This window comes from Streptomyces sp. NPDC087845 (assembly GCF_044742755.1).
Taxonomy (GTDB): Bacteria; Actinomycetota; Actinomycetes; order Streptomycetales; family Streptomycetaceae; genus Streptomyces.
In genome coordinates, this window is the sequence record NZ_JBIUVC010000013.1 from 116380 (window position 1) to 134825 (window position 18446).

Genomic DNA, 18446 nt, shown 5'->3' on the forward strand with positions numbered 1-18446 from the left:
GGTCGTGCCATGAACCAGCACCACGAATCCACCGGTCCTGTCGACGAGCAGCAGATCACCCTGCGGGGGCCCGCCGAGCTCGCCGACGCCCTTCCGTATCTCATGGGGTTCCATCCGAACGACAGCGTGGTCATGGTCGCCCTGCACGGCGGCCGGGGCCGCTTCGGCGGGCGACTCAGGCTCGGCATCCCGCAGGCGCCCCAAGAATGGGCGTCCGTCGCCGAGCAGCTTGCCGAGTGTCTGATCAAGGGAAGCGAGCGACGTGGGGAGCGCCCCGACGCGATCGTCATCTTCCTCTGCCAGGATCCTGCCGAAGGAGAGAACGGCGGCCAGGTCATGGAGCGGCTGCGCCCCCTTGCCCAGGGTCTGCGTACGGCCTGTGGCACCCTCGACGTACCCGTGCTCGAAGCACTCTGCATCTCTGACGGCCGATACTGGTCGTACTGCTGCCCGGACAAGCGCTGCTGCCCGTCCGAAGGGAACCAGATGGCTCTGCCCGGCACCTCGGTGATGGCGGCCGCCGCCGCGTACGCGGGAATTCAAGTGCGGGGAACGCTGCGGGAGATGGAGGCCAGGCTCGAACCGCTGCACACCGGGGCGGCGGCGGACCAGCTGCGCGCACTTGACTCGGCCGGGGCCGAACTGGTGCCGAAAATCCTCGACGAGGCGGGACGCAAGGACGTGGCCCGGGAGACCCTGGGGCTCGCCCGAAGGCTCATGAAGCGCCTCGAGGAGGCGCCGGTGGCGGGGCCCTCCGCGTCGGACATCAATGACGACCGGCTGATCGGCCATGACGAGGCCGCTGCACTGATCCTCGGACTGCAGGACCGGGAAACCCGCGACAAGGCCGCGGAATGGATGGAAGGGGCCGAAGCCGATTCCGCGTTGCGGCTCTGGCGAGCGCTGTCCCGCCGCTGTGTCGCGCCGTACGAGGAACACGCCGCGGCGCCGCTGACCCTGGCCGGGTGGGTCTCCTGGTCGACGGGGGATGAACCGGGTGCACGGGTCGCGCTGGGTCTCGCCCTGCGGGTGGACCCCGGGTACACCTTCGCTCAGCTTCTCCACGAGGCGTGCAATCAAGGTCTCGATCCGGAGACGCTGCGTCGTTGTCTCCGCGGTGAGCGCAATGCCCGGACGGGCCGGCGCCCCCACCGCACGGACCGGAACACTCGGCCCCGCACGGTACGCCCGACCGCCACGCGGCGAAGGAAGGTCCCTTCCGGCTCCACCCGCCCCGAAACGGCTGCTGCCCGACACCGACCCCGGCAGGTCTCCGGCCGCCGCGGGTCCAGGAGCGGTCGTTGACCCGAGCCGCTCGTCACTCCGTGACACCTCTCGCGATGGTCCGGCAGTGGGTACCCCGAGCGGCAACGCGCGGGGAGCAGAGTCCATGACGCGCGGTAGGCGAAGGCCATGAGCAGGCCGGCGTAGGCGGCTTCCCGGCACGCCGCCGTCCCGTCGATGCGGCAGGTGGCCAGTGGGCGGTGCTTGGACACGCGGTGGTGCACGGAGTCGATGATCTCCGGGGCGTCGGTGGTCGGCGCCCCGGAGGTTCCCGGGCGATGAGCAGCCCCTGGAGGACGGCGAGCAGCCGCCACCGGCGCCGCGGTAGAGCTCGGCCCGGTGCTCTGCCGTCCGGGACGGCCCCGGGAACGGTGGCCGGGCCGAGTGCGGACTCCGGCGTGGACTCCGGCGTCGTAACGGACGAAGAACGCGGAGAAGGGCACGTCGGAGTGGCCGAGTCGAAGCCGCCGTGCCCGGGGGTCCTGCCGAATCGCACGGCAAACGCAGTCATGCCCAAGAGCGCGACGAAAGGAGTGTTTATCGTCAGGCAGACGACTATGATCACCGCATGCCGCCCTACGACCCGTCGACCTTCCCGCCCTTCGCTGTCACCGTCGACCTGGTTGTGCTCACGGTGCGCCGTCATGCGCTCTGTGCGCTGGTGGTGCGCCGTGGTGAGCCACCATTCCAGGGGCGATGGGCGCTGCCCGGCGGGTTCGTCAAAGCCGATGAGGATCTCGGAGCCGCAGCGGCGCGCGAACTGGTCGAGGAGACCGGACTGTGCGCCCAGGATCCTGCGGCCCCGGCGGTCGGCAACGGTGCCCATCTCGAACAGCTGGCCACCTACGGCGATCCCGGGCGCGACCCCCGGATGAGAGTCGTCAGCGTCGCGCACCTCGCTCTGGCTCCCGATCTGCCGGCACCGCGGGCGGGTGGCGATGCGAACAGTGCGCGTTGGGCGCCGGTCGAGGATCTGCTCGGGCTGGAGAGCGGGCCCGGCCACGAGGACGAGAGCCAGACCCCGCTGGCCTTCGATCACGCGCAAATCCTTGCCGACGGCGTCGAACGGGCGCGTTCCAAGATCGAGTACTCCTCTCTGGCCACCGCTTTCTGCCCGCCCGCGTTCACGGTCGGTGAGCTTCGGAGGGTGTACGAGGCGGTGTGGGGGGTGGTTCTCGACCCGCGGAATTTCCATCGCAAGGTGACAGGTACGCCGGGCTTCCTGGTGCCCTCCGGCGGAACGACCACCCGACAGGGCGGTCGCCCTGCCCAGCTGTTCCGGGCCGGCGCGGCCACGGTGCTCAACCCGCCGATGCTGAGGCCGGAAGTCTGACCTGGCGGAACGCCCGCAAGATCAATGCTGCACTAAATGTCGGATATGTCGCGTTATCTTGCTGTGGTACCCACCCTGCCGCCGAGCGGTCTCACCTTCCGCGAGAGAAGCGATGCTCCAGGCCATCGGACTCACCAGCGCCCCCCGCCGCGGCCTTCCGGCCGACGTGCGCGACCTCACCTTCGAAGCCCTGCCCGGCCACGTCACTGCCCTTCTCGGTGCCCCCGGTTCCGGCAAGACCGCCGCCCTCCGCCTGATGCTCGAACTCGACCCGGGGCGGGGAGTCACCTACTTCCGGGGCAGACCGCTGCACCGTATTCCGCACCCGGCGCGGGAGGTGGGCGTACTTCTCGGGGACGTACCGGGTCACCCTGCCCGCACCGCCCGCGGTCAGCTCCGCATGCTCTGCGCCGCCGCAGGTGTACCGGCGTCCCGGGCCGACGAACTGCTCGAAGCCGTCGGCCTCGCCGCACTCCGGGATCAGCGCGTCGGCACGCTCTCGGTCGGCATGGACCGTCTGCTCGCCCTTGCTTCGGCGCTGCTCGGTGATCCGCACACGCTCCTCCTCGACGATCCCGCAGAAGGCCTCTCCTTGCGCGAGGAGAACTGGCTGCACGGCCTGCTGCGGGCTCACGCCGCCCAGGGAGGGACCGTTCTCTACACCACGACCGACCCCAAGGCGGCGGCGTGGGCTGCCGACCATGTGGTCACCATCGACGGCGGACGTCTCGTCGCGGACCAGAGCGCCGACGACTTCTCCCGGACCCGTCTCCGTCCCCGCGTCGCGGTCCGGACCCCGCACGCGGCCCGCCTCGCCGCCGTCGTCGCCCGCGAGGCCCGCGCGGCCAGGCGCTCGGTCGAGGTGGTCGCAGAAGCGAACAGCCGCCTCTCCGTCTACGGCTCCACCTGCGCGGAAATCGGCGACGCGGCATTCCGGCACGGGCTCCCGGTGCACCAGCTCGCCGACGAAGTGGCCGACGCCGGGCCCGCTCGGCCCGTGGTTTCCGCAGGCCCCGGCGAAGGGGAAGCCGCACCGCGACCGGCCGCGCAGGCATCCGGCCCGGATCTGCTCCCGCCGATCCGCCGCCACCCGGCCCGCGGCCCGCTCCACCCGCTGCGATACGAGCTGCGCCGCCTCTTCGGTGTCAGAACGACAACCTTGGTCATGGCCGCCGTTCTTGCCGCCTCGGTCGGGCTGTCCGTCCTCCTCGCCCGCTCCGGCCATGCTCAGCTGCCGAAAATGCTGGCGGGCTGGCCGTCCCTGCTACCGCTGCCACCCGCGGCGGTCGGGGCCGGACTGATCGGTGCCCTCTCATTCGGCGACGAATTCCGCTACCCCGCCCTCGCGGCGGGCCGGGGCACTGTTCCGCGACGCCTGGGGCTGCTTCTCGCCAAGCTGGTCGTGTCAGCAGGCGTCGCGCTGGTGCTCGCCGTGGTGGTCGTGCTGGCCTCGGTCGAGGCTGTTCGCCTGGTGTATGGCGCCGATTTGATCAAGGTGCCGTCGAATTCGGCCTTCCTCGGCGCGAGTTGGGCGGGGCTGACGGTCGGCTGCGCCTGGGCGGGCCTCTTGGCCGCCGGGGTCTTCAGAGTGGCGACGGCCGGCGTCGCCGCGGTACTTGCCGTTCCCGTACTCGTCGTTCCGCTTGTCCAGCAGGCGCTGACGGGGCCGGGCTCCCGCTCGGTGGCCGGACTTCCGGGCAGGCTCCGCGAGCTGGTGTGGCCGCGCTGGCCGTACGAGACGGATCGATGGGTGGCCGCTGTCGTGCGCGTGGTGGCACACCCCGTGGGCACCGCGCTGTCATTGTCGCTGTCGGCCCTGGTCTGCGCATATCTGTTCACCAGCCTTCGCAGCAGGGTTCGTTGGTGATCGCAGTGAGCCGTCGGACCGCTCCGAGGCCCACAACTTCCTTAGAGATGCCTGATTTCAACCAATAAGGCGTCAATTGGGGGGTGGGTGCCGATCACCCTTTCGTGTGCTTTTCACCAAAGACCTCAAGGGTCGGGTGAGCCGCGCCGACAAAGGATGCGTGAGTACCCTTGCGCACACCATGATGACCGCCGCCCGCTCCGCCGATTCCGGCCTCGCCGGCCCGGGTGAACTCGACCGCTACCCGTACGCGGAGGCGCCGGCCGGCGAGCGCGCCGCTCTTCGCTCCTGGGAAGGTCCCGATGCCGACCTCGGCCGGGCGGGCCGACGGGGCTCGGCCAGCCGGGGCCGCGGCCTCCACGGCCAACTCGTTCAGCAGCTGGGCCAGATGATCGTCTCCGGCGACCTGGGCGCCGACCGCCCCCTCGTGCCGGAAGAGATCGGTCAGCGTTTCGAGGTCTCCCGCACCGTCGTACGCGAATCGCTGCGCGTTCTTGAGGCCAAGGGCCTGGTCAGCGCCCGGCCCAACGTGGGCACCCGGGTCCGCCCCGTCAGTGACTGGAACCTGCTGGACCCCGACATCATCGAATGGCGCGCCTTCGGACCTCAGCGCGAGGACCAGCGCCGCGAGCTGGGCGAGCTCCGGTGGACGATCGAGCCGCTCGCTGCCCGTCTCGCCGCCGGCCATGGCCGCGAGGACATTCAGCAGCGCCTCGGCGACATGGTCGAGATCATGGGGCACGCGCTCGGCCAGGGTGACGGGATCACCTGCTCCCGGGCCGACGCGGAATTCCACTCCCTGCTGATCCAGGCGGCGGGCAATCGCATGCTGGAGCACCTCTCCGGCATCGTTTCCGCGGCACTGCAGGTCTCGGGTGGCCCTGTCACGGGCTGCGACCGCCCCACCGAGGCGTCTCTCGGCCACCACGCCCGCATCGTCGACGCCCTTGCGTCCGGCGACTCGGCAGGCGCCGAGGCGGCCATGCGCCAACTGCTCGTCGTTCACCCCGAGGTGGAGCGGGTGGTGCCCGCCCCCCGCGAGCACTGAGCACAGCACGGCCAAGGTGTTCGAACCACGTGTCGCCGGGCCCTCACGGTCCGGCGGCACAATTGTGGGGAGATGGCACCCATGGTCACGTTCGTCGCAAATGAGGTGTGACTCGGGCCACGCGGATTGGGCGTAACACTCCTCGAAACAGTGCGATGACTTAAGAGGTGACCGCCGCGGAAGGAATACAGCAGCCATTCAGTGCGCTGTGCAGTTCTGAGGCCAAGCCCGCGCCGTCGGTACATTCCCAGCCCGGCGGTCGTCGGTTCCAGCCCACCCCAGGGCCGGACCGGAAGCCGTTTCCATCGTTCCGAGAGGTTGTTCGTGTCGGCCAGCACATCCCGTACGCTCCCGCCGGAGATCGCCGAGTCCGAGTCTGTGATGGCGCTCATCGAGCGGGGAAAGGCTGATGGGCAGATCGCCGGCGATGACGTGCGTCGGGCCTTCGAGGCTGACCAGATTCCGCCAACCCAGTGGAAGAATGTTCTGCGCAGCCTCAACCAGATCCTCGAGGAAGAGGGTGTGACGCTGATGGTCAGTGCCGCGGAGCCGTCCAAACGTGCCCGCAAGAGCGTCGCAGCAAAGAGCCCGGTCAAGCGCACCGCCACCAAGACTGTCGCGGCCAAGACGACCGTGACCAGGACGGTCGCGGCCACTGCCGCCGCGTCGGCAGAGACCGTGGGCGTGGTGGCCGACGACGCTGCCGCGGCCGGCCCTGCGAAGAAGACAGCAGCCAAGAAGACGGCTGCCAAGAAGACCGCCGTGAAGAAGACGACGGCCAAGAAGACAACAGCGAAGAAGTCCGGAAAGCAGGACGACGAGCTCCTCGACGGCGATGAGGCGGCCGAGGAAGTAAAGGTCGGCAAGGGCGAGGAAGAGGAGGGCGAGGGCGAGAACAAGGGCTTCGTCCTCTCCGACGACGACGAGGACGACGCGCCTGCGCAGCAGGTCGCCGTCGCCGGCGCCACCGCCGACCCGGTCAAGGACTACCTGAAGCAGATCGGCAAGGTTCCCCTCCTCAACGCCGAGCAGGAGGTCGAGCTCGCCAAGCGCATCGAGGCCGGCCTGTTCGCCGAGGACAAGCTGGCGAACTCCGACAAGCTCGCGCCGAAGCTCAAGCGCGAACTGGAGATCATCGCCGAGGACGGCCGCCGCGCCAAGAATCACCTGCTGGAGGCCAACCTCCGTCTCGTGGTTTCGCTGGCCAAGCGCTACACCGGCCGCGGCATGCTCTTCCTGGACCTGATCCAGGAGGGCAACCTCGGTCTGATCCGCGCGGTCGAGAAGTTCGACTACACCAAGGGCTACAAGTTCTCCACGTACGCCACCTGGTGGATCCGTCAGGCGATCACCCGCGCCATGGCCGACCAGGCTCGCACCATCCGCATCCCGGTGCACATGGTCGAGGTCATCAACAAGCTCGCCCGTGTGCAGCGTCAGATGCTTCAGGACCTGGGCCGCGAGCCCACGCCGGAGGAGCTGGCCAAGGAACTCGACATGACCCCGGAGAAGGTCATCGAGGTCCAGAAGTACGGTCGCGAGCCGATCTCCCTCCACACCCCGCTGGGTGAGGACGGGGACAGCGAGTTCGGTGACCTGATCGAGGACTCCGAAGCGGTCGTCCCGGCCGACGCGGTCAGCTTCACGCTTCTCCAGGAGCAGCTGCACTCGGTGCTCGACACGCTCTCCGAGCGTGAGGCCGGCGTGGTCTCGATGCGCTTCGGTCTCACCGACGGCCAGCCGAAGACGCTGGACGAGATCGGCAAGGTCTACGGCGTGACGCGCGAGCGCATCCGGCAGATCGAGTCGAAGACCATGTCGAAGTTGCGCCACCCGTCGCGTTCGCAGGTGCTGCGCGACTACCTCGACTAGGTCGCAGGAGTACACAGGCCGAGGGCCCGGATCCCGCAGGGGAGCCGGGCCCTCGGCCTATCTGAGAATGCGGTCCCTGGCAGGTCGGATGACTCTGGGTGGGAATGGTTCACCACAGAGTCAGGAGTGCGCATGTCCCGTACCGTCTTCCGCGCCATGACCGGGGCGCTCGCCCTGGCGGCCGCCGCGGCAGCGATACCGCTCGGATCCTCCGCACCGGCTGTTGCGGACAGCATCGTCATCGGTGGTCAGCCCGCGCATGTCAAGGACAGCCCCTGGGTGGTCGCGCTGTCCAGCCGGGACCGGTTCGGAGAGACGCGCGCCGGCCAGTTCTGCGGCGGCGTCGTGATCGCGCCCAAGAAGGTGCTGACCGCGGCGCACTGCCTGAGCCGGGAGGCGCTCGGGGGCGATGTCGGGAAGGTGCGCGATCTGCGGATCATCTCGGGCCGGGATGCCCTGCGCGGGACCGGGGGGAAGGAGGTGCCGGTGCAGGCGACATGGAGCAATCCGGGGTTCGACCCTCTCACGAACGCGGGAGACGTGGCGGTGCTCACTCTGGCCGCGGCGCTGCCCGCGAAGAGCGTGATTCCGATGGCCGAATCCGGTGACGCGGCGTACGAGCCGGGTACGGGTGCCGTCGTCTACGGGTGGGGTGACACGACCGGTGACAGCGACTACGCGTCGTCACTCCGCTCCGCCCAGGTGAGCGTTCTGCCGGACAGCTTGTGCGAGCAGGCGTACCCGGGCGGCAAGGACGGCACGTACGACGCCTCGGCGATGCTCTGTGCGGGCAAACTGCAGGGTGGGTACGACGCATGCCAGGGTGACAGCGGAGGGCCGCTCGTGGCCCGTGGGCGGCTCATCGGGCTGGTGTCCTGGGGGAATGGCTGCGGGAGGGCAGGGAGCCCCGGTGTGTACACGCGTGTTTCCGCTGCCATGGGCTGGATGCCTGGCGGTGGCACCGCGTAGCCGCGCGTGCACGAGAACGGGCGGCTTCCTCCTGGGAAGCCGCCCGTCGGCCGGTCCGGAACCTGGCCCTGGCTCGTCGTGGATGCGAGGTGTCAGTGTTGTTCCTCTTCGGCGGCTTGGGCCTGCACGGCTGTCAGCCGGTCCGTCTCATCCTGTATTTCCGCGGCGATCTTCTTGAGTTCCGGCTCGAACTTGCGACCGTGGTGGGCGCAGAAGAGCAGTTCACCGCCGCTGATCAGGACGACGCGCAGATATGCCTGGGCGCCGCAACGGTCGCAGCGGTCTGCTGCGGTCAGCGGGCTCGCGGGGGTCAGAACAGTAGTCACGTCGCCTCTTCTCTAGCTCGACGAGCTGTCGTACCAGGGTCAACATCCAACCAGGCCCAAAACGTTCCCGCTCGTGGCTTTTCTTCGAAACTTCTTCTCGAGATGGCTGTCTGTTGCCGGTTGGCGGCGAATGTGCCGTATTGCGTAGCGCTACGGTTTCGCGTTGCTTGTCTTGTGTGGATCCTCCCGGCTGGCTTGCCGGTTTGTTCATGAGGACGTGCCCGGAGCCTAAATGGTTCATGCCTGGAAGGGAACGTGATGTGCACGTCACTCCCAGGAGGGATCGAACGTGTATGCGAGGCTGGACTAGTGTGAGGGTTCTCGGAGGGTGGCGTTACAACCGCTCTACCAGGCCTCGGTACCCTCTCAGCGGTGACCGAAGCCGAGCCCTTACCCACTTGGGCCTCAAATGAAATTCAGCGAGGAGCGAACCGCGTGACCGCCGATACGTCCGTGCCGTCCACTGCGCTGCTGACCGGAGCAGACCGAGACGGTTCCAACTACACCGCGCGGCACCTGCTCGTACTCGAGGGGCTCGAAGCGGTTCGCAAGCGTCCCGGGATGTACATCGGGTCCACCGACAGCCGCGGCCTCATGCACTGCCTCTGGGAGATCATCGACAACTCCGTCGACGAGGCCCTGGGCGGCTACTGCGATCACATCGAGGTCATCCTCCACGAGGACAATTCCGTGGAGGTCCGGGACAACGGGCGCGGCATCCCGGTCGACGTCGAGCCCAAGACGGGCCTGTCCGGCGTCGAGGTCGTGATGACCAAGCTGCACGCCGGCGGAAAGTTCGGTGGCGGCTCGTACGCCGCGTCCGGCGGTCTGCACGGCGTGGGCGCCTCCGTGGTGAACGCACTCTCCGCCCGGCTCGATGTCGAGGTCGACCGCAACAGCGCGACCCATGCGATCAGCTTCCGCCGCGGAGTCCCGGGGATCTTCACCGAGCAGGGGCCGGACAGCCCCTTCGACCCGGCCAACGGCCTGCTCAAGGGCAAGCGGGTACCGAAGGCGCGCACCGGAACCAGGGTGCGTTACTGGGCGGACCGGCAGATCTTCCTCAAGGACGCCAAGCTCAATCTGGAGACGCTCCACCAGCGGGCGCGGCAGACGGCCTTCCTCGTCCCCGGCCTCACGATCGTCGTCCGCGACGAACGCGGTCTCGACGGCGAGGGCAAGGCCGAGGAGACCTTCTGCTTCGACGGCGGAATCAGCGAATTCTGCGAGTACCTCGCCCAGGACAAGGCGGTCTGCGACGTCCTGCGTCTGACCGGCCAGGGCACATTCAAGGAGACCGTGCCGGTCCTGGACGAGCGTGGTCACATGACGGCGACCGAGGTCACCCGTGAACTCGGCGTCGACATCGCCATGCGCTGGGGCACCGGATACGACACCAACCTCAAGTCCTTCGTCAACATCATCGCCACCCCCAAGGGCGGCACGCATGTGACCGGGTTTGAACGCTCCGTGACCAAGACGATGAATGAGGCGCTGCGTTCAGCCAAGCTCCTCCGCGTCGCCGAGGACGACATCGTCAAGGACGACGCGCTGGAGGGACTCACCGCGGTCGTCACCGTACGGCTGGCGGAGCCGCAGTTCGAGGGGCAGACCAAGGAGGTGCTCGGCACCTCGGCGGCCAACCGGATCGTTGCCAATGTCGTGGCCAAGGAGCTCAAGGCGTTCCTGACCTCGACGAAGCGCGATACCAAGGCTCAGGCCAGGGCGATCCTGGACAAGGCCGTGGCAGCCGCGCGCACCCGCATCGCGGCCCGCCAGCACAAGGACGCACAGCGCCGCAAGACGGCGCTGGAGACCTCTTCGCTGCCGGCGAAGCTCGCCGACTGCCGCAGCGACGACGTGGAGCGCAGCGAGCTCTTCATCGTCGAGGGGGACTCCGCGCTCGGCACGGCCAAACTCGCGCGGAACAGTGAGTTCCAGGCACTGCTGCCGATCCGGGGCAAGATTCTCAACGTCCAGAAGTCGTCCGTCTCGGACATGCTGAAGAACGCCGAGTGCGGTGCGATCATCCAGGTCATAGGAGCCGGGTCGGGGCGGACCTTCGACATCGACGCCGCCCGCTACGGGAAGATCGTCCTGCTGGTGGACGCAGATGTCGACGGCGCGCACATCCGTTGTCTGCTGCTGACCCTGTTCCAGCGCTACATGCGGCCCATGGTCGAGGCGGGCCGGGTCTTCGCGGCCGTACCCCCGCTGCACCGGATCGAGCTGGTCCAGCCCAAGAAGGGCCAGGACAAGTACGTCTACACGTACTCCGACAACGAGCTGCGCCAGCGGCTGCTGGAGCTGCAGCGGAAGAACGTCCGGTACAAGGACTCGATCCAGCGCTACAAGGGTCTGGGCGAGATGGACGCCGACCAGCTGGCGGAGACCACGATGGACCCCCGGTACCGCACCCTGCGGCGGATCAACATCGGGGATCTGGAATCGTCCGAGCGGGTCTTCGATCTGCTGATGGGCAATGAGGTGGCACCGCGCAAGGAGTTCATCGCCAGCTCGGCCGCGACGCTGGACCGCTCGCGCATCGACGCCTGAGCGACGCCGTCTCCACCCGTGGGTGGAGACGGCTTCTCCACCCACGATCAACCCCTGAGCCGATCCCCTGACCAGGTCGTTTCCGTAGCGTCGAAGGTGTCAACGAACCTTCCCGCATCTCGGAGGCAGCCATGTCCGGGCTCGTCAATGTCCTGGTGATCGTCGCTGTCGTCGCCGTCGTCGTGGTCCGCCAGTGCTCGGCACGGCGAATCTCCGACGACAGGCGCTGGTGGATCCTGCCGGGCATTCTCCTCGTCGTGTCGCTGCGCGACCACGGGCTGGTGGATGCGCATCACGAAGCGCTGTCCGTGGCCGTCCTGGGCGCGGAGCTGGCGGTGGGGCTGGCGACCGGCGCCGGCTGGGGCTGGACTTCGCGGTTGTGGCGCGAGGCGGACGGTTCGCTGTGGAGCAAGGGGACCAAGGCCACCGTCCTCGTCTGGACCGGGGGCCTGGCGCTGCGTGCGGCCCTCTACGGGGCCGCCGCGCTGATGGGAATACACCAGGGCAGTGCCGCACTGATGTCGGCCCTCGCGGTGACGCTGGCGGTGCGCAGTGGTGTGCTGATGTGGCGGGCCGGGCAGATGAGTCCGGCGTACGGTGGCTCTGCCGACGGGATGTCGTCGCAGTCGGCGTGGAAGGACCGCGTGTGACTCGTACGACCTGGACGAGCTGGCCCTCCCGGGAAGCCCTCTCCTCGGGGAATCGCACCCGTCCGCGGGCGATGATCGCCTGGTCCGTCCGGGTGGGCCTGCTCACCGCCATGCTCTGGGGCACCTTCACCAGCGGACGGTTCGGGCCCTGGGGGGTGGCGTCCGGCCTGGTGGGCGTTGCGGCCTGTGCGATTGCCGCTCGGGCGTTCTTCCGGACCAGCCTGGAACACCGGCTGCGGCCGTCGCTGGCACTTCTCGCACTGCTGATGACGGCGGCACTCGGGGCACAACAGGCCGGTGCCGGAGTGCCGGCGGTGATCCTCTGGTGCGGGTGCGCCGTCGCCGCCCTGGAGCGGTTGCCCCTTGCGGCGGGCCTCCCCGCCACGGCCGTCGCACTCGGTGCCTACGCAGCCGTCAACACCGATAGCTGGCTGAGTACAGCCATGACCACAGGAGGCCTCTGTCTGGCGGGCTACGTTCTGCGACTGGACGCGGAGGCCCGGGGCAATGCCCAGAGACTCCTCGTGCAGGAGCGGGCGGCCCGTGCGGCGGAGGCCGAGACGGCTGCCCTGGACGAGCGGGCCAGGATCGCCCGCGAAATCCACGACGTCCTCGCCCACAGCCTCTCGGCGCAGCTGGTGCATCTGGAGGCGGCGCGGCTCCTGATCGAGCGGGAACCCCCGGGGGAGTTCAGGGACCGGGTATTGGAGCGGGTGGTGGCGGCGCGTTCCATGGCACGCGAGGGTCTTGCGGAGACCCGCCAGGCGCTCTCGGCGCTGCGTGGGGAGGTTTCCCCGGTGGAGGACTTCCTGCGGCAACTGGTGGCCGCCGAGCCCGCCGAGGTCAGTGTGGAGGGGGAGCAGCGGACACTGACCGCGGAGGCGTCGCAGACGGTCCGCAGAGTGGCACAGGAAGCCCTGACCAACGTGCGCAAGCACGCGCCCGGGGCCCGGGTCCTTGTCCGGCTGGAGTATCTGCCGGACGAAGTCGCCCTGGAGATCAAGGATTCGGGACGACGCGGACCCGAGGACGAGCTCGCTGTCAGCGGCTCCGGATACGGTCTGCTGGGGATGAGGGAGCGGGCCGAGCTGATGGGCGGGACGCTGGAGGCCGGTCCCGGCGAGGAGGGTTTCGTGGTGAGTCTGCGGGTGCCCGCGTGAACGCGCGGGTCGTGGTCGCCGACGACCAGTCGGTGGTCCGCGAAGGAATCGTGATGCTGCTGGGGCTGCTGCCCGGAATCGAGGTGGTCGGATCGGCGAAGGACGGCGAGGAGGCCGTCGCGCTCGTGGCCGAACTGGCCCCCGACGTGGTTCTGATGGATCTGCGGATGCCCCGCTGCGACGGGGCGGAGGCGACCCGGCGGATCCGCAAGGACTATCCGGGGACCCAGGTGGTGGTGCTCACAACCTTCGCGGACGACGACTCGCTCTTCCCCGCGCTGCAGGCGGGGGCCAGGGGCTACCTCACCAAGGACGCCGGGGGAGAGGAGATCGTGCGGGCCATCCAGGCCGTGCTGTCGGGCGAGGCCGGACTCTCGCCTTCCGTGCAGCGCCGTCTGCTGGAGCACGTCACCACACAGCCGCCGCAGGGCCCGGCCCCGGAGTCGCAACTGCCCGACAGTCTGACACCACGTGAGCTGGAAGTACTGGTCCTGATCGCGGAAGGGCTGTCCAACCTGGAGATCGCCCGCAGACTGCACATCTCGCAGGCCACCGTGAAAAGCCACATCAACAACCTCTTCGCCAAGGCCGGCGTACGCGACCGGGCACAGGCCGTTCGGTACGCGTACGTTCGGGGCCTCGCACAGCCGCCCGGGTCAACCTTCACCTGAAGAGGTGAAGACCGGCGAATGAAGTGCCCGGGATCTTCCCGATCTGCCCATTCTTGGGTACGCGGCCGAAGTGGTCCGTGGACAAGGGGAGTTGTTCGGTGGAGAAGGAAGCAGGGCCTGAGGCCGCAGCGTTGCGGCTCGACGACCCGTGGTACGACGTGCTGGCCTCCGGATGGGGCGAGCTGGACGGTGCGGGGAGCTTCGCTCCCACCGGGCGACCAGGGCCCGGAGATCAGCAGGGCAGCCCCAGCGCGGCCGAAATCTATCTGGAGGTGCAGCGCAGCGGGGCCTTCCAGGAAGTACGCCGTCGGTACCGGCGGTTCGTCGTCCCGGCCACCCTTGCCTTCCTCGTCTGGTATCTCGCGTACGTCGTCGTCGCGATCACCGCTCCCGGGCTGATGGCCCGTCCGGTGGCCGGAGCGGTCAATGTCGCGATGGTCGCGGGACTCGGGCAGTTCCTCACGACGTTCCTTCTCACCGGGGCGTACGCGCGGCACGCACGGCTCCGCAGGGACCGGGCCGCGCTCGAACTGCGGTGGGAGACGCAGGAGATGACGCGGGGGATCGGGCGTTGAACGGGAACCACCAGACGCTGGCGCTCCTGCTGTTCAGCGCCTTCATCGCAGTGACGCTCGCCATCACCACCTGGGTGAGCCGCAACCGGCACGGCTCGGCCGAGGAGTTCTATGCGGGCGGCCGGCTCTTCTCTTCCATGGAGAACGGTTTCGCCATCGCCGGCGACTACATGTCGGCCGCGTCCTTCCTCGGCATCTCGGGGCTGATCGCCCTCTTCGGCTACGACGGCATGCTCTACTCGGTCGGATTCCTGGTCGCGTGGCTCGTCGTCCTGCTGCTGGTCGCCGAACTGGTCCGCAACTGCGGCCGGTTCACCCTCGCCGACGTGGTGGCGGCGCGCATGGCGGAGCGCCCGGTCCGGATCGCCGCGGGCACCTCGTCCGTCACCGTCTCCGTGCTCTATCTGGTGGCGCAGATGGTCGGTGCGGGCAGCCTGGTCGCGCTGCTCCTCGGCGGTACGAGCGGTGCCGCCCGTTCCTGGACCGTCATCGGTGTCGGGGCGCTCATGGTGATCTATGTGTCGTTCGGCGGGATGCGTGCGACGACCTGGATCCAGATCGTCAAGGCCGTTCTGCTGATGGCGGGAACGGTCGTGCTTACCGTGCTCGTCCTGGTCCACTTCCACGGCAACTTCAACGCCCTGCTCACCTCCGCGGCAGAACGGAGCGGGCACGGAAGCCGCTTCCTCTCGCCCGGTCTCCGGTACGGCGGAACCTGGACGGCGCGCATCGACTTCATCAGCCTGGGCCTCGCCCTGGTACTCGGCACGGCGGGGCTGCCGCACATCCTGTCGCGGTTCTACACCGTGCCGACGGCCCGTGCGGCCCGCCGTTCGGTCGTCTGGTCCATCGGGCTCATCGGCGGCTTCTACCTGATGACGATCGCGCTCGGATTCGGGGCGGCGGCCCTCGTCGGGTCGGCGGAGGTGCGGGCGTCGAATCCGGCGGGGAACACCGCGGTTCCGCTGCTGGCCCTGGTGCTCGGCGGCGGCGAAGGATCCACCGGGGGGACGATTCTGTTCGCCGTGGTCGCAGCCGTCGCCTTCGCGACCATCCTCGCCGTCGTCGCGGGGATCACTCTTGCCTCGTCCGCCTCTGTGGCCCATGACCTCTACGCCTCGCTCAGGCGTCCGGGCTCCAAGCAGTACAGCGAGGTCGCTGTGGCCCGGGTCGCCGCAGCCGGGATCGGGGTGGCCGCCATCGGACTCGGCCTGGTCGCCCAGGATCTGAATGTGGCGTTCCTCGTGGGGCTCGCCTTCGCAGTCGCAGCTTCGGCCAACCTTCCGGTGCTGCTGTACTCCCTGTTCTGGCGAAACTTCACCACCCGCGGAGCGGTCTGGTCCGTCTACGGCGGGCTGATCCCCGCCGTATTGCTCGTGCTGCTCTCGCCGGTCGTCTCCGGCAGCCCGACCTCGTTCTTCCCCGGCGTCGACTTCCAGTTCTTCCCTCTGGAGAACCCCGGTCTGGTCTCCATCCCGCTGGGCTTCATGGCCGGCTGGATCGGCACGATCACCTCCACCGAGCCGCCCGACGCCGCCAAGCACGCGGAGACCGAGGTCCGTGCGCTGACCGGGGCCGGGGCGGTGTAACCGGGGCCCGTACGCACGGGCCGGGTCCCCGTACGGACCGGACCCGAAGGGTGTGAGGACCGGGTCTCAGGTCTGTCCGCCGGTGGACCAGGCGTAGCGGTGTTCCGGGCGGCCCGTCTCGCCGTACCGCAGCGTCAGCCGCACCCGGCCCGTCCTCTCCAGCAGTTTCAGATAGCGCTGGGCGGTCTGCCGGCTCATCCCGGCGCTCTCCGCGATCTCCTGCGCGGAGAGCGGCCCCTCGGCGCTGCGGAGCGCCTGGCGGACCAGTTCCGCCGTGGTCGGCGAGTGGCCCTTGGGCAGGTCGGGTTCACCCGCCGCCCACAGGGCGCCGAAGAGCCGGTCCACCTCGCCCTGCTCGGCCTCTCCGCCGCGTTCGAGGGTGTGGCGCAGCGCCGCGTACGCCTCCAGCTTGGTGCGCAGCCCGGCGTAGGTGAAGGGCTTCACCAGGTACTGCAGCGCGCCGTGGCGCATGGCCTCCTGGACGGTGGCGACGTCGCGCGCCGCTGTCACCATGATCACGTCGGTGTGGTGGCCGAGCCTGCGCAGTTCCCGCACCATCGTCAGACCGTTGCGGCCGGGCATGTAGTGGTCCAGCAGGACCAGGTCCACGCGCTGTTCCCCGATCGTGGCGAGGGCGTCGGCGGCGGAGTGAGCCTGAGCGGTCACCCGGAATCCGGGCACCCTGGAGACATAGGCCGCGTTGACCTTCGCGACCCGGATGTCGTCGTCCACGACCAGGACCTCGATCACTGTGCTTCTCCCGCGATGCCGGTGTTCGGTTCGGTCGGTTCCGGTTCGGTCCTGCCGGTTCCGGTTGTTTCCGGTCCGGCCGTTTCCGGGTCCGTCATACCCGGATCGGCGAGGGCCTCCGGCAGTACGACGGTGAACTCGGCACCGCCGCCCGCGGGCCCGTCCACCGTCACGCCGCCCCCCTGCCGTTCTGCCAGCCGCCGTACCAGTGCGAGTCCCAGGCCACGTCTTCCGTGTGCCGGGAGTTCCTTCGTCGACCAGCCTTCCGTGAAGATTGACGCGCGTTGCGCCGGCGGAACCCCGGGGCCGCTGTCGCGGACGCGCAGCACCACCGTACGTCCCTCGGCGCGCAGGCCCAGCTCGATCAGGGCGCCGTCCGTTCCGGCTGCCGCGTCCAGCGCGTTGTCCACGAGATTGCCGACGACGGTCACCAGCCCACGAGGATCCACGAGCCGGTCCGGCAACAGGCTCCCCGGGGCCACGCGCAGAGCGACGCCGCGCTCCGCCGCGACCGTGGCCTTGCCGACCAGAAGCGCAGCCAGCAGCGGGTCGCGCACCTTCTCGGTGACCTGTTCGGCCGTTGCCCGGTGCACGCCGACGACCTCGGTGACGTACTCCATGGCGTCCTCGTGCATGTCCAGCTCCAGCAGCCCCAGGAGTGTGTGCAGCCGGTTGGCGTGCTCGTGGTCCTGGGCCCGCAGTGCGTCGATCAGGCCGCGGGTGGAGTCGAGTTCGCGGCCGAGGTGTTCGAGTTCGGTGCGGTCGCGGAGGGTGGCGACGGCGCCGCCGTCGTCGGTCGGCATCCGGTTGGCGAGCAGGACCCGGGCGCCCTGCACCGTCAGCAGATCGTCGCCGACCACCCGGCCGGCCAGCACATCCGCGGTCCGGCCCTCGCCGAGCACGGTGTCGAGGGGGCGGCCCGCGGCGTCGGGGCCGAGCCCGAGCAGCCTCTGGGCCTCGTCGTTGAGGAGCCGGATGCGGCCGTTCTGGTCGAGCGCGACGACCCCTTCCCGGATGCTGTGCAGCATCGCCTCGCGCTCCGTGAGGAGCGCGGAGATGTCGGAGAACGCGAGGTCATGGGTCTGCCGCTGGAGACGTCGGGAGATCAGCCAGGCGGCCAGGGCCCCGACGGAGAGCGCTCCGCCCGCGTAGGCGAGCAGTCCGGGAATCGCCGCGAGCAGTCTGGCCCGGACGCTGTCGTACGCGATACCGACCGAGACCGCGCCGACGACCCGGTTCGCCTCGTCGCGCAGCGGTACCTTCCCGCGGGCCGAGCGGCCGAGCGTGCCGCTGTCGATCTCCATGACGTCGCGGCCCGCGAGCGCGTCGCTCGGGTCGGTGGAAACGACCCTGCCTATCCGAGCGGTGTCGGTGTGCGACCAGCGCACCCCGCGCCGGTCCATGACGACGACGTACTCGGCGCCGGTGGCGCGTCTGATCCGTTCGGTCGCGGACTGCACGGGGCCGGCGGATGCCGGGGCCGTGGTGAGCAGTGCCTCGGTGATCTGCGGCTGGGCCGCCGTGCTCTGCGCGATGGCGAGCGCGCGGCGCATCGCCTGGTCGTCGAGCTGCGCGCTGAGGGGTGCCAGGAAGAGGCCGGTGGCGAGTACGGTGACGCCGGTGGCGATGGCCAGCTGCATCAGCAGGACCTGGGAGAAGACCCGCTGCGGCCAGCCGAGCCGGCGGGCTCTTCCGGCGGCGGGCGGTGGGGCGCTCATCGTATGAACGGTAGAGGGCATTCCGGCGCTTTCCGAAATCCCTCCGCAATTCCCCTGGGCCTTCCCGAATTCCCCTGG

The 18446-nt window shown here is 69.3% G+C and carries 15 protein-coding genes; 12 read left to right on the plus strand and 3 right to left on the minus strand.

Annotated elements, in window-relative coordinates; all coding sequences use genetic code 11:
- Window positions 1-9 precede the first annotated feature (9 nt).
- From ACIOMQ_RS29565 to ACIOMQ_RS29590, 6 genes are all read left to right on the plus strand, one after another.
- A complete protein-coding gene (locus tag ACIOMQ_RS29565; RefSeq protein ID WP_402191092.1) occupies window positions 10-1305 on the plus strand; it encodes a DUF4192 domain-containing protein in 1296 nt (431 codons plus the stop codon).
- A gap of 547 nt (window positions 1306-1852) precedes the next feature.
- Complete coding sequence (locus tag ACIOMQ_RS29570; protein WP_362203536.1) at window positions 1853-2617, plus strand: NUDIX domain-containing protein; 765 nt, start codon at window positions 1853-1855, stop codon at window positions 2615-2617.
- A gap of 112 nt (window positions 2618-2729) precedes the next feature.
- Window positions 2730-4484 carry an ATP-binding cassette domain-containing protein gene (locus ACIOMQ_RS29575; RefSeq protein WP_401263535.1) on the plus strand — a complete coding sequence of 585 codons (1755 nt, stop codon included), beginning with the start codon at window positions 2730-2732 and terminating at the stop codon, window positions 4482-4484.
- Between the two features lie 160 nt (window positions 4485-4644).
- Complete coding sequence (locus tag ACIOMQ_RS29580) at window positions 4645-5532, plus strand: FadR/GntR family transcriptional regulator (RefSeq protein WP_362203542.1); 888 nt, start codon at window positions 4645-4647, stop codon at window positions 5530-5532.
- Between the two features lie 324 nt (window positions 5533-5856).
- On the plus strand, window positions 5857-7404 hold the full coding sequence (locus ACIOMQ_RS29585) for an RNA polymerase sigma factor (protein ID WP_362203545.1): 1548 nt from the start codon (window positions 5857-5859) through the stop codon (window positions 7402-7404).
- A gap of 132 nt (window positions 7405-7536) precedes the next feature.
- The gene (locus ACIOMQ_RS29590) at window positions 7537-8373 is read left to right on the plus strand and encodes a S1 family peptidase (RefSeq protein ID WP_401263536.1); all 837 of its coding nucleotides are present in this window, start codon (window positions 7537-7539) and stop codon (window positions 8371-8373) included.
- A gap of 92 nt (window positions 8374-8465) precedes the next feature.
- Here ACIOMQ_RS29590 and ACIOMQ_RS29595 read toward each other — a convergent pair whose 3' ends face one another.
- Window positions 8466-8699 carry a hypothetical protein gene (locus ACIOMQ_RS29595; RefSeq protein ID WP_024489001.1) on the minus strand — a complete coding sequence of 78 codons (234 nt, stop codon included), beginning with the start codon at window positions 8697-8699 and terminating at the stop codon, window positions 8466-8468.
- A gap of 435 nt (window positions 8700-9134) precedes the next feature.
- On the opposite strand from ACIOMQ_RS29595, the gene ACIOMQ_RS29600 reads away from it, so the two are divergent.
- The 6 genes from ACIOMQ_RS29600 (at window position 9135) to ACIOMQ_RS29625 (ending at window position 15900) form a co-directional block, all read left to right on the plus strand.
- Complete coding sequence (locus ACIOMQ_RS29600) at window positions 9135-11255, plus strand: DNA topoisomerase IV subunit B (protein ID WP_362203551.1); 2121 nt, start codon at window positions 9135-9137, stop codon at window positions 11253-11255.
- A 131-nt stretch (window positions 11256-11386) separates the two neighbouring features.
- Entirely contained in the window at window positions 11387-11905 is a 519-nt protein-coding gene (locus ACIOMQ_RS29605) for a DUF1453 domain-containing protein (protein ID WP_362203554.1), read from the plus strand.
- Complete coding sequence (locus tag ACIOMQ_RS29610) at window positions 11902-13065, plus strand: histidine kinase (protein WP_362203557.1); 1164 nt, start codon at window positions 11902-11904, stop codon at window positions 13063-13065. The genes ACIOMQ_RS29605 and ACIOMQ_RS29610 overlap by 4 nt, the downstream gene beginning before the upstream one ends.
- The gene (locus ACIOMQ_RS29615) at window positions 13062-13736 is read left to right on the plus strand and encodes a response regulator transcription factor (RefSeq protein ID WP_362203560.1); all 675 of its coding nucleotides are present in this window, start codon (window positions 13062-13064) and stop codon (window positions 13734-13736) included. The genes ACIOMQ_RS29610 and ACIOMQ_RS29615 overlap by 4 nt, the downstream gene beginning before the upstream one ends.
- A gap of 131 nt (window positions 13737-13867) precedes the next feature.
- A complete protein-coding gene (locus ACIOMQ_RS29620) occupies window positions 13868-14311 on the plus strand; it encodes a DUF485 domain-containing protein (protein ID WP_401757747.1) in 444 nt (147 codons plus the stop codon).
- Entirely contained in the window at window positions 14308-15900 is a 1593-nt protein-coding gene (locus ACIOMQ_RS29625) for a cation acetate symporter (RefSeq protein WP_402191095.1), read from the plus strand. The genes ACIOMQ_RS29620 and ACIOMQ_RS29625 overlap by 4 nt, the downstream gene beginning before the upstream one ends.
- Window positions 15901-15966: 66 nt before the next feature.
- Here the strand turns inward: ACIOMQ_RS29625 and ACIOMQ_RS29630 are convergent, their stop codons facing one another.
- Both ACIOMQ_RS29630 and ACIOMQ_RS29635 read right to left on the minus strand, forming a co-directional pair.
- Entirely contained in the window at window positions 15967-16650 is a 684-nt protein-coding gene (locus ACIOMQ_RS29630) for a response regulator (protein WP_402191097.1), read from the minus strand.
- Entirely contained in the window at window positions 16647-18368 is a 1722-nt protein-coding gene (locus ACIOMQ_RS29635; protein WP_401757715.1) for an ATP-binding protein, read from the minus strand. The genes ACIOMQ_RS29630 and ACIOMQ_RS29635 overlap by 4 nt, the downstream gene beginning before the upstream one ends.
- Window positions 18369-18446 lie beyond the last annotated feature (78 nt).

What these genes read in the sequence shown, in the direction of transcription:
- ACIOMQ_RS29565 (WP_402191092.1), top strand. Translation starts at nt 10, where the DNA reads ATGAACCAGCACCACGAATCCACCGGTCCTGTCGACGAGCAGCAGATC.
- ACIOMQ_RS29570 (WP_362203536.1), top strand. Translation starts at nt 1,853, where the DNA reads ATGCCGCCCTACGACCCGTCGACCTTCCCGCCCTTCGCTGTCACCGTC.
- ACIOMQ_RS29575 (WP_401263535.1), top strand. Translation starts at nt 2,730, where the DNA reads ATGCTCCAGGCCATCGGACTCACCAGCGCCCCCCGCCGCGGCCTTCCG.
- ACIOMQ_RS29590 (WP_401263536.1), top strand. Translation starts at nt 7,537, where the DNA reads ATGTCCCGTACCGTCTTCCGCGCCATGACCGGGGCGCTCGCCCTGGCG.
- ACIOMQ_RS29605 (WP_362203554.1), top strand. Translation starts at nt 11,387, where the DNA reads ATGTCCGGGCTCGTCAATGTCCTGGTGATCGTCGCTGTCGTCGCCGTC.
- ACIOMQ_RS29635 (WP_401757715.1), bottom strand. Translation starts at nt 18,368, where the DNA reads ATGAGCGCCCCACCGCCCGCCGCCGGAAGAGCCCGCCGGCTCGGCTGG.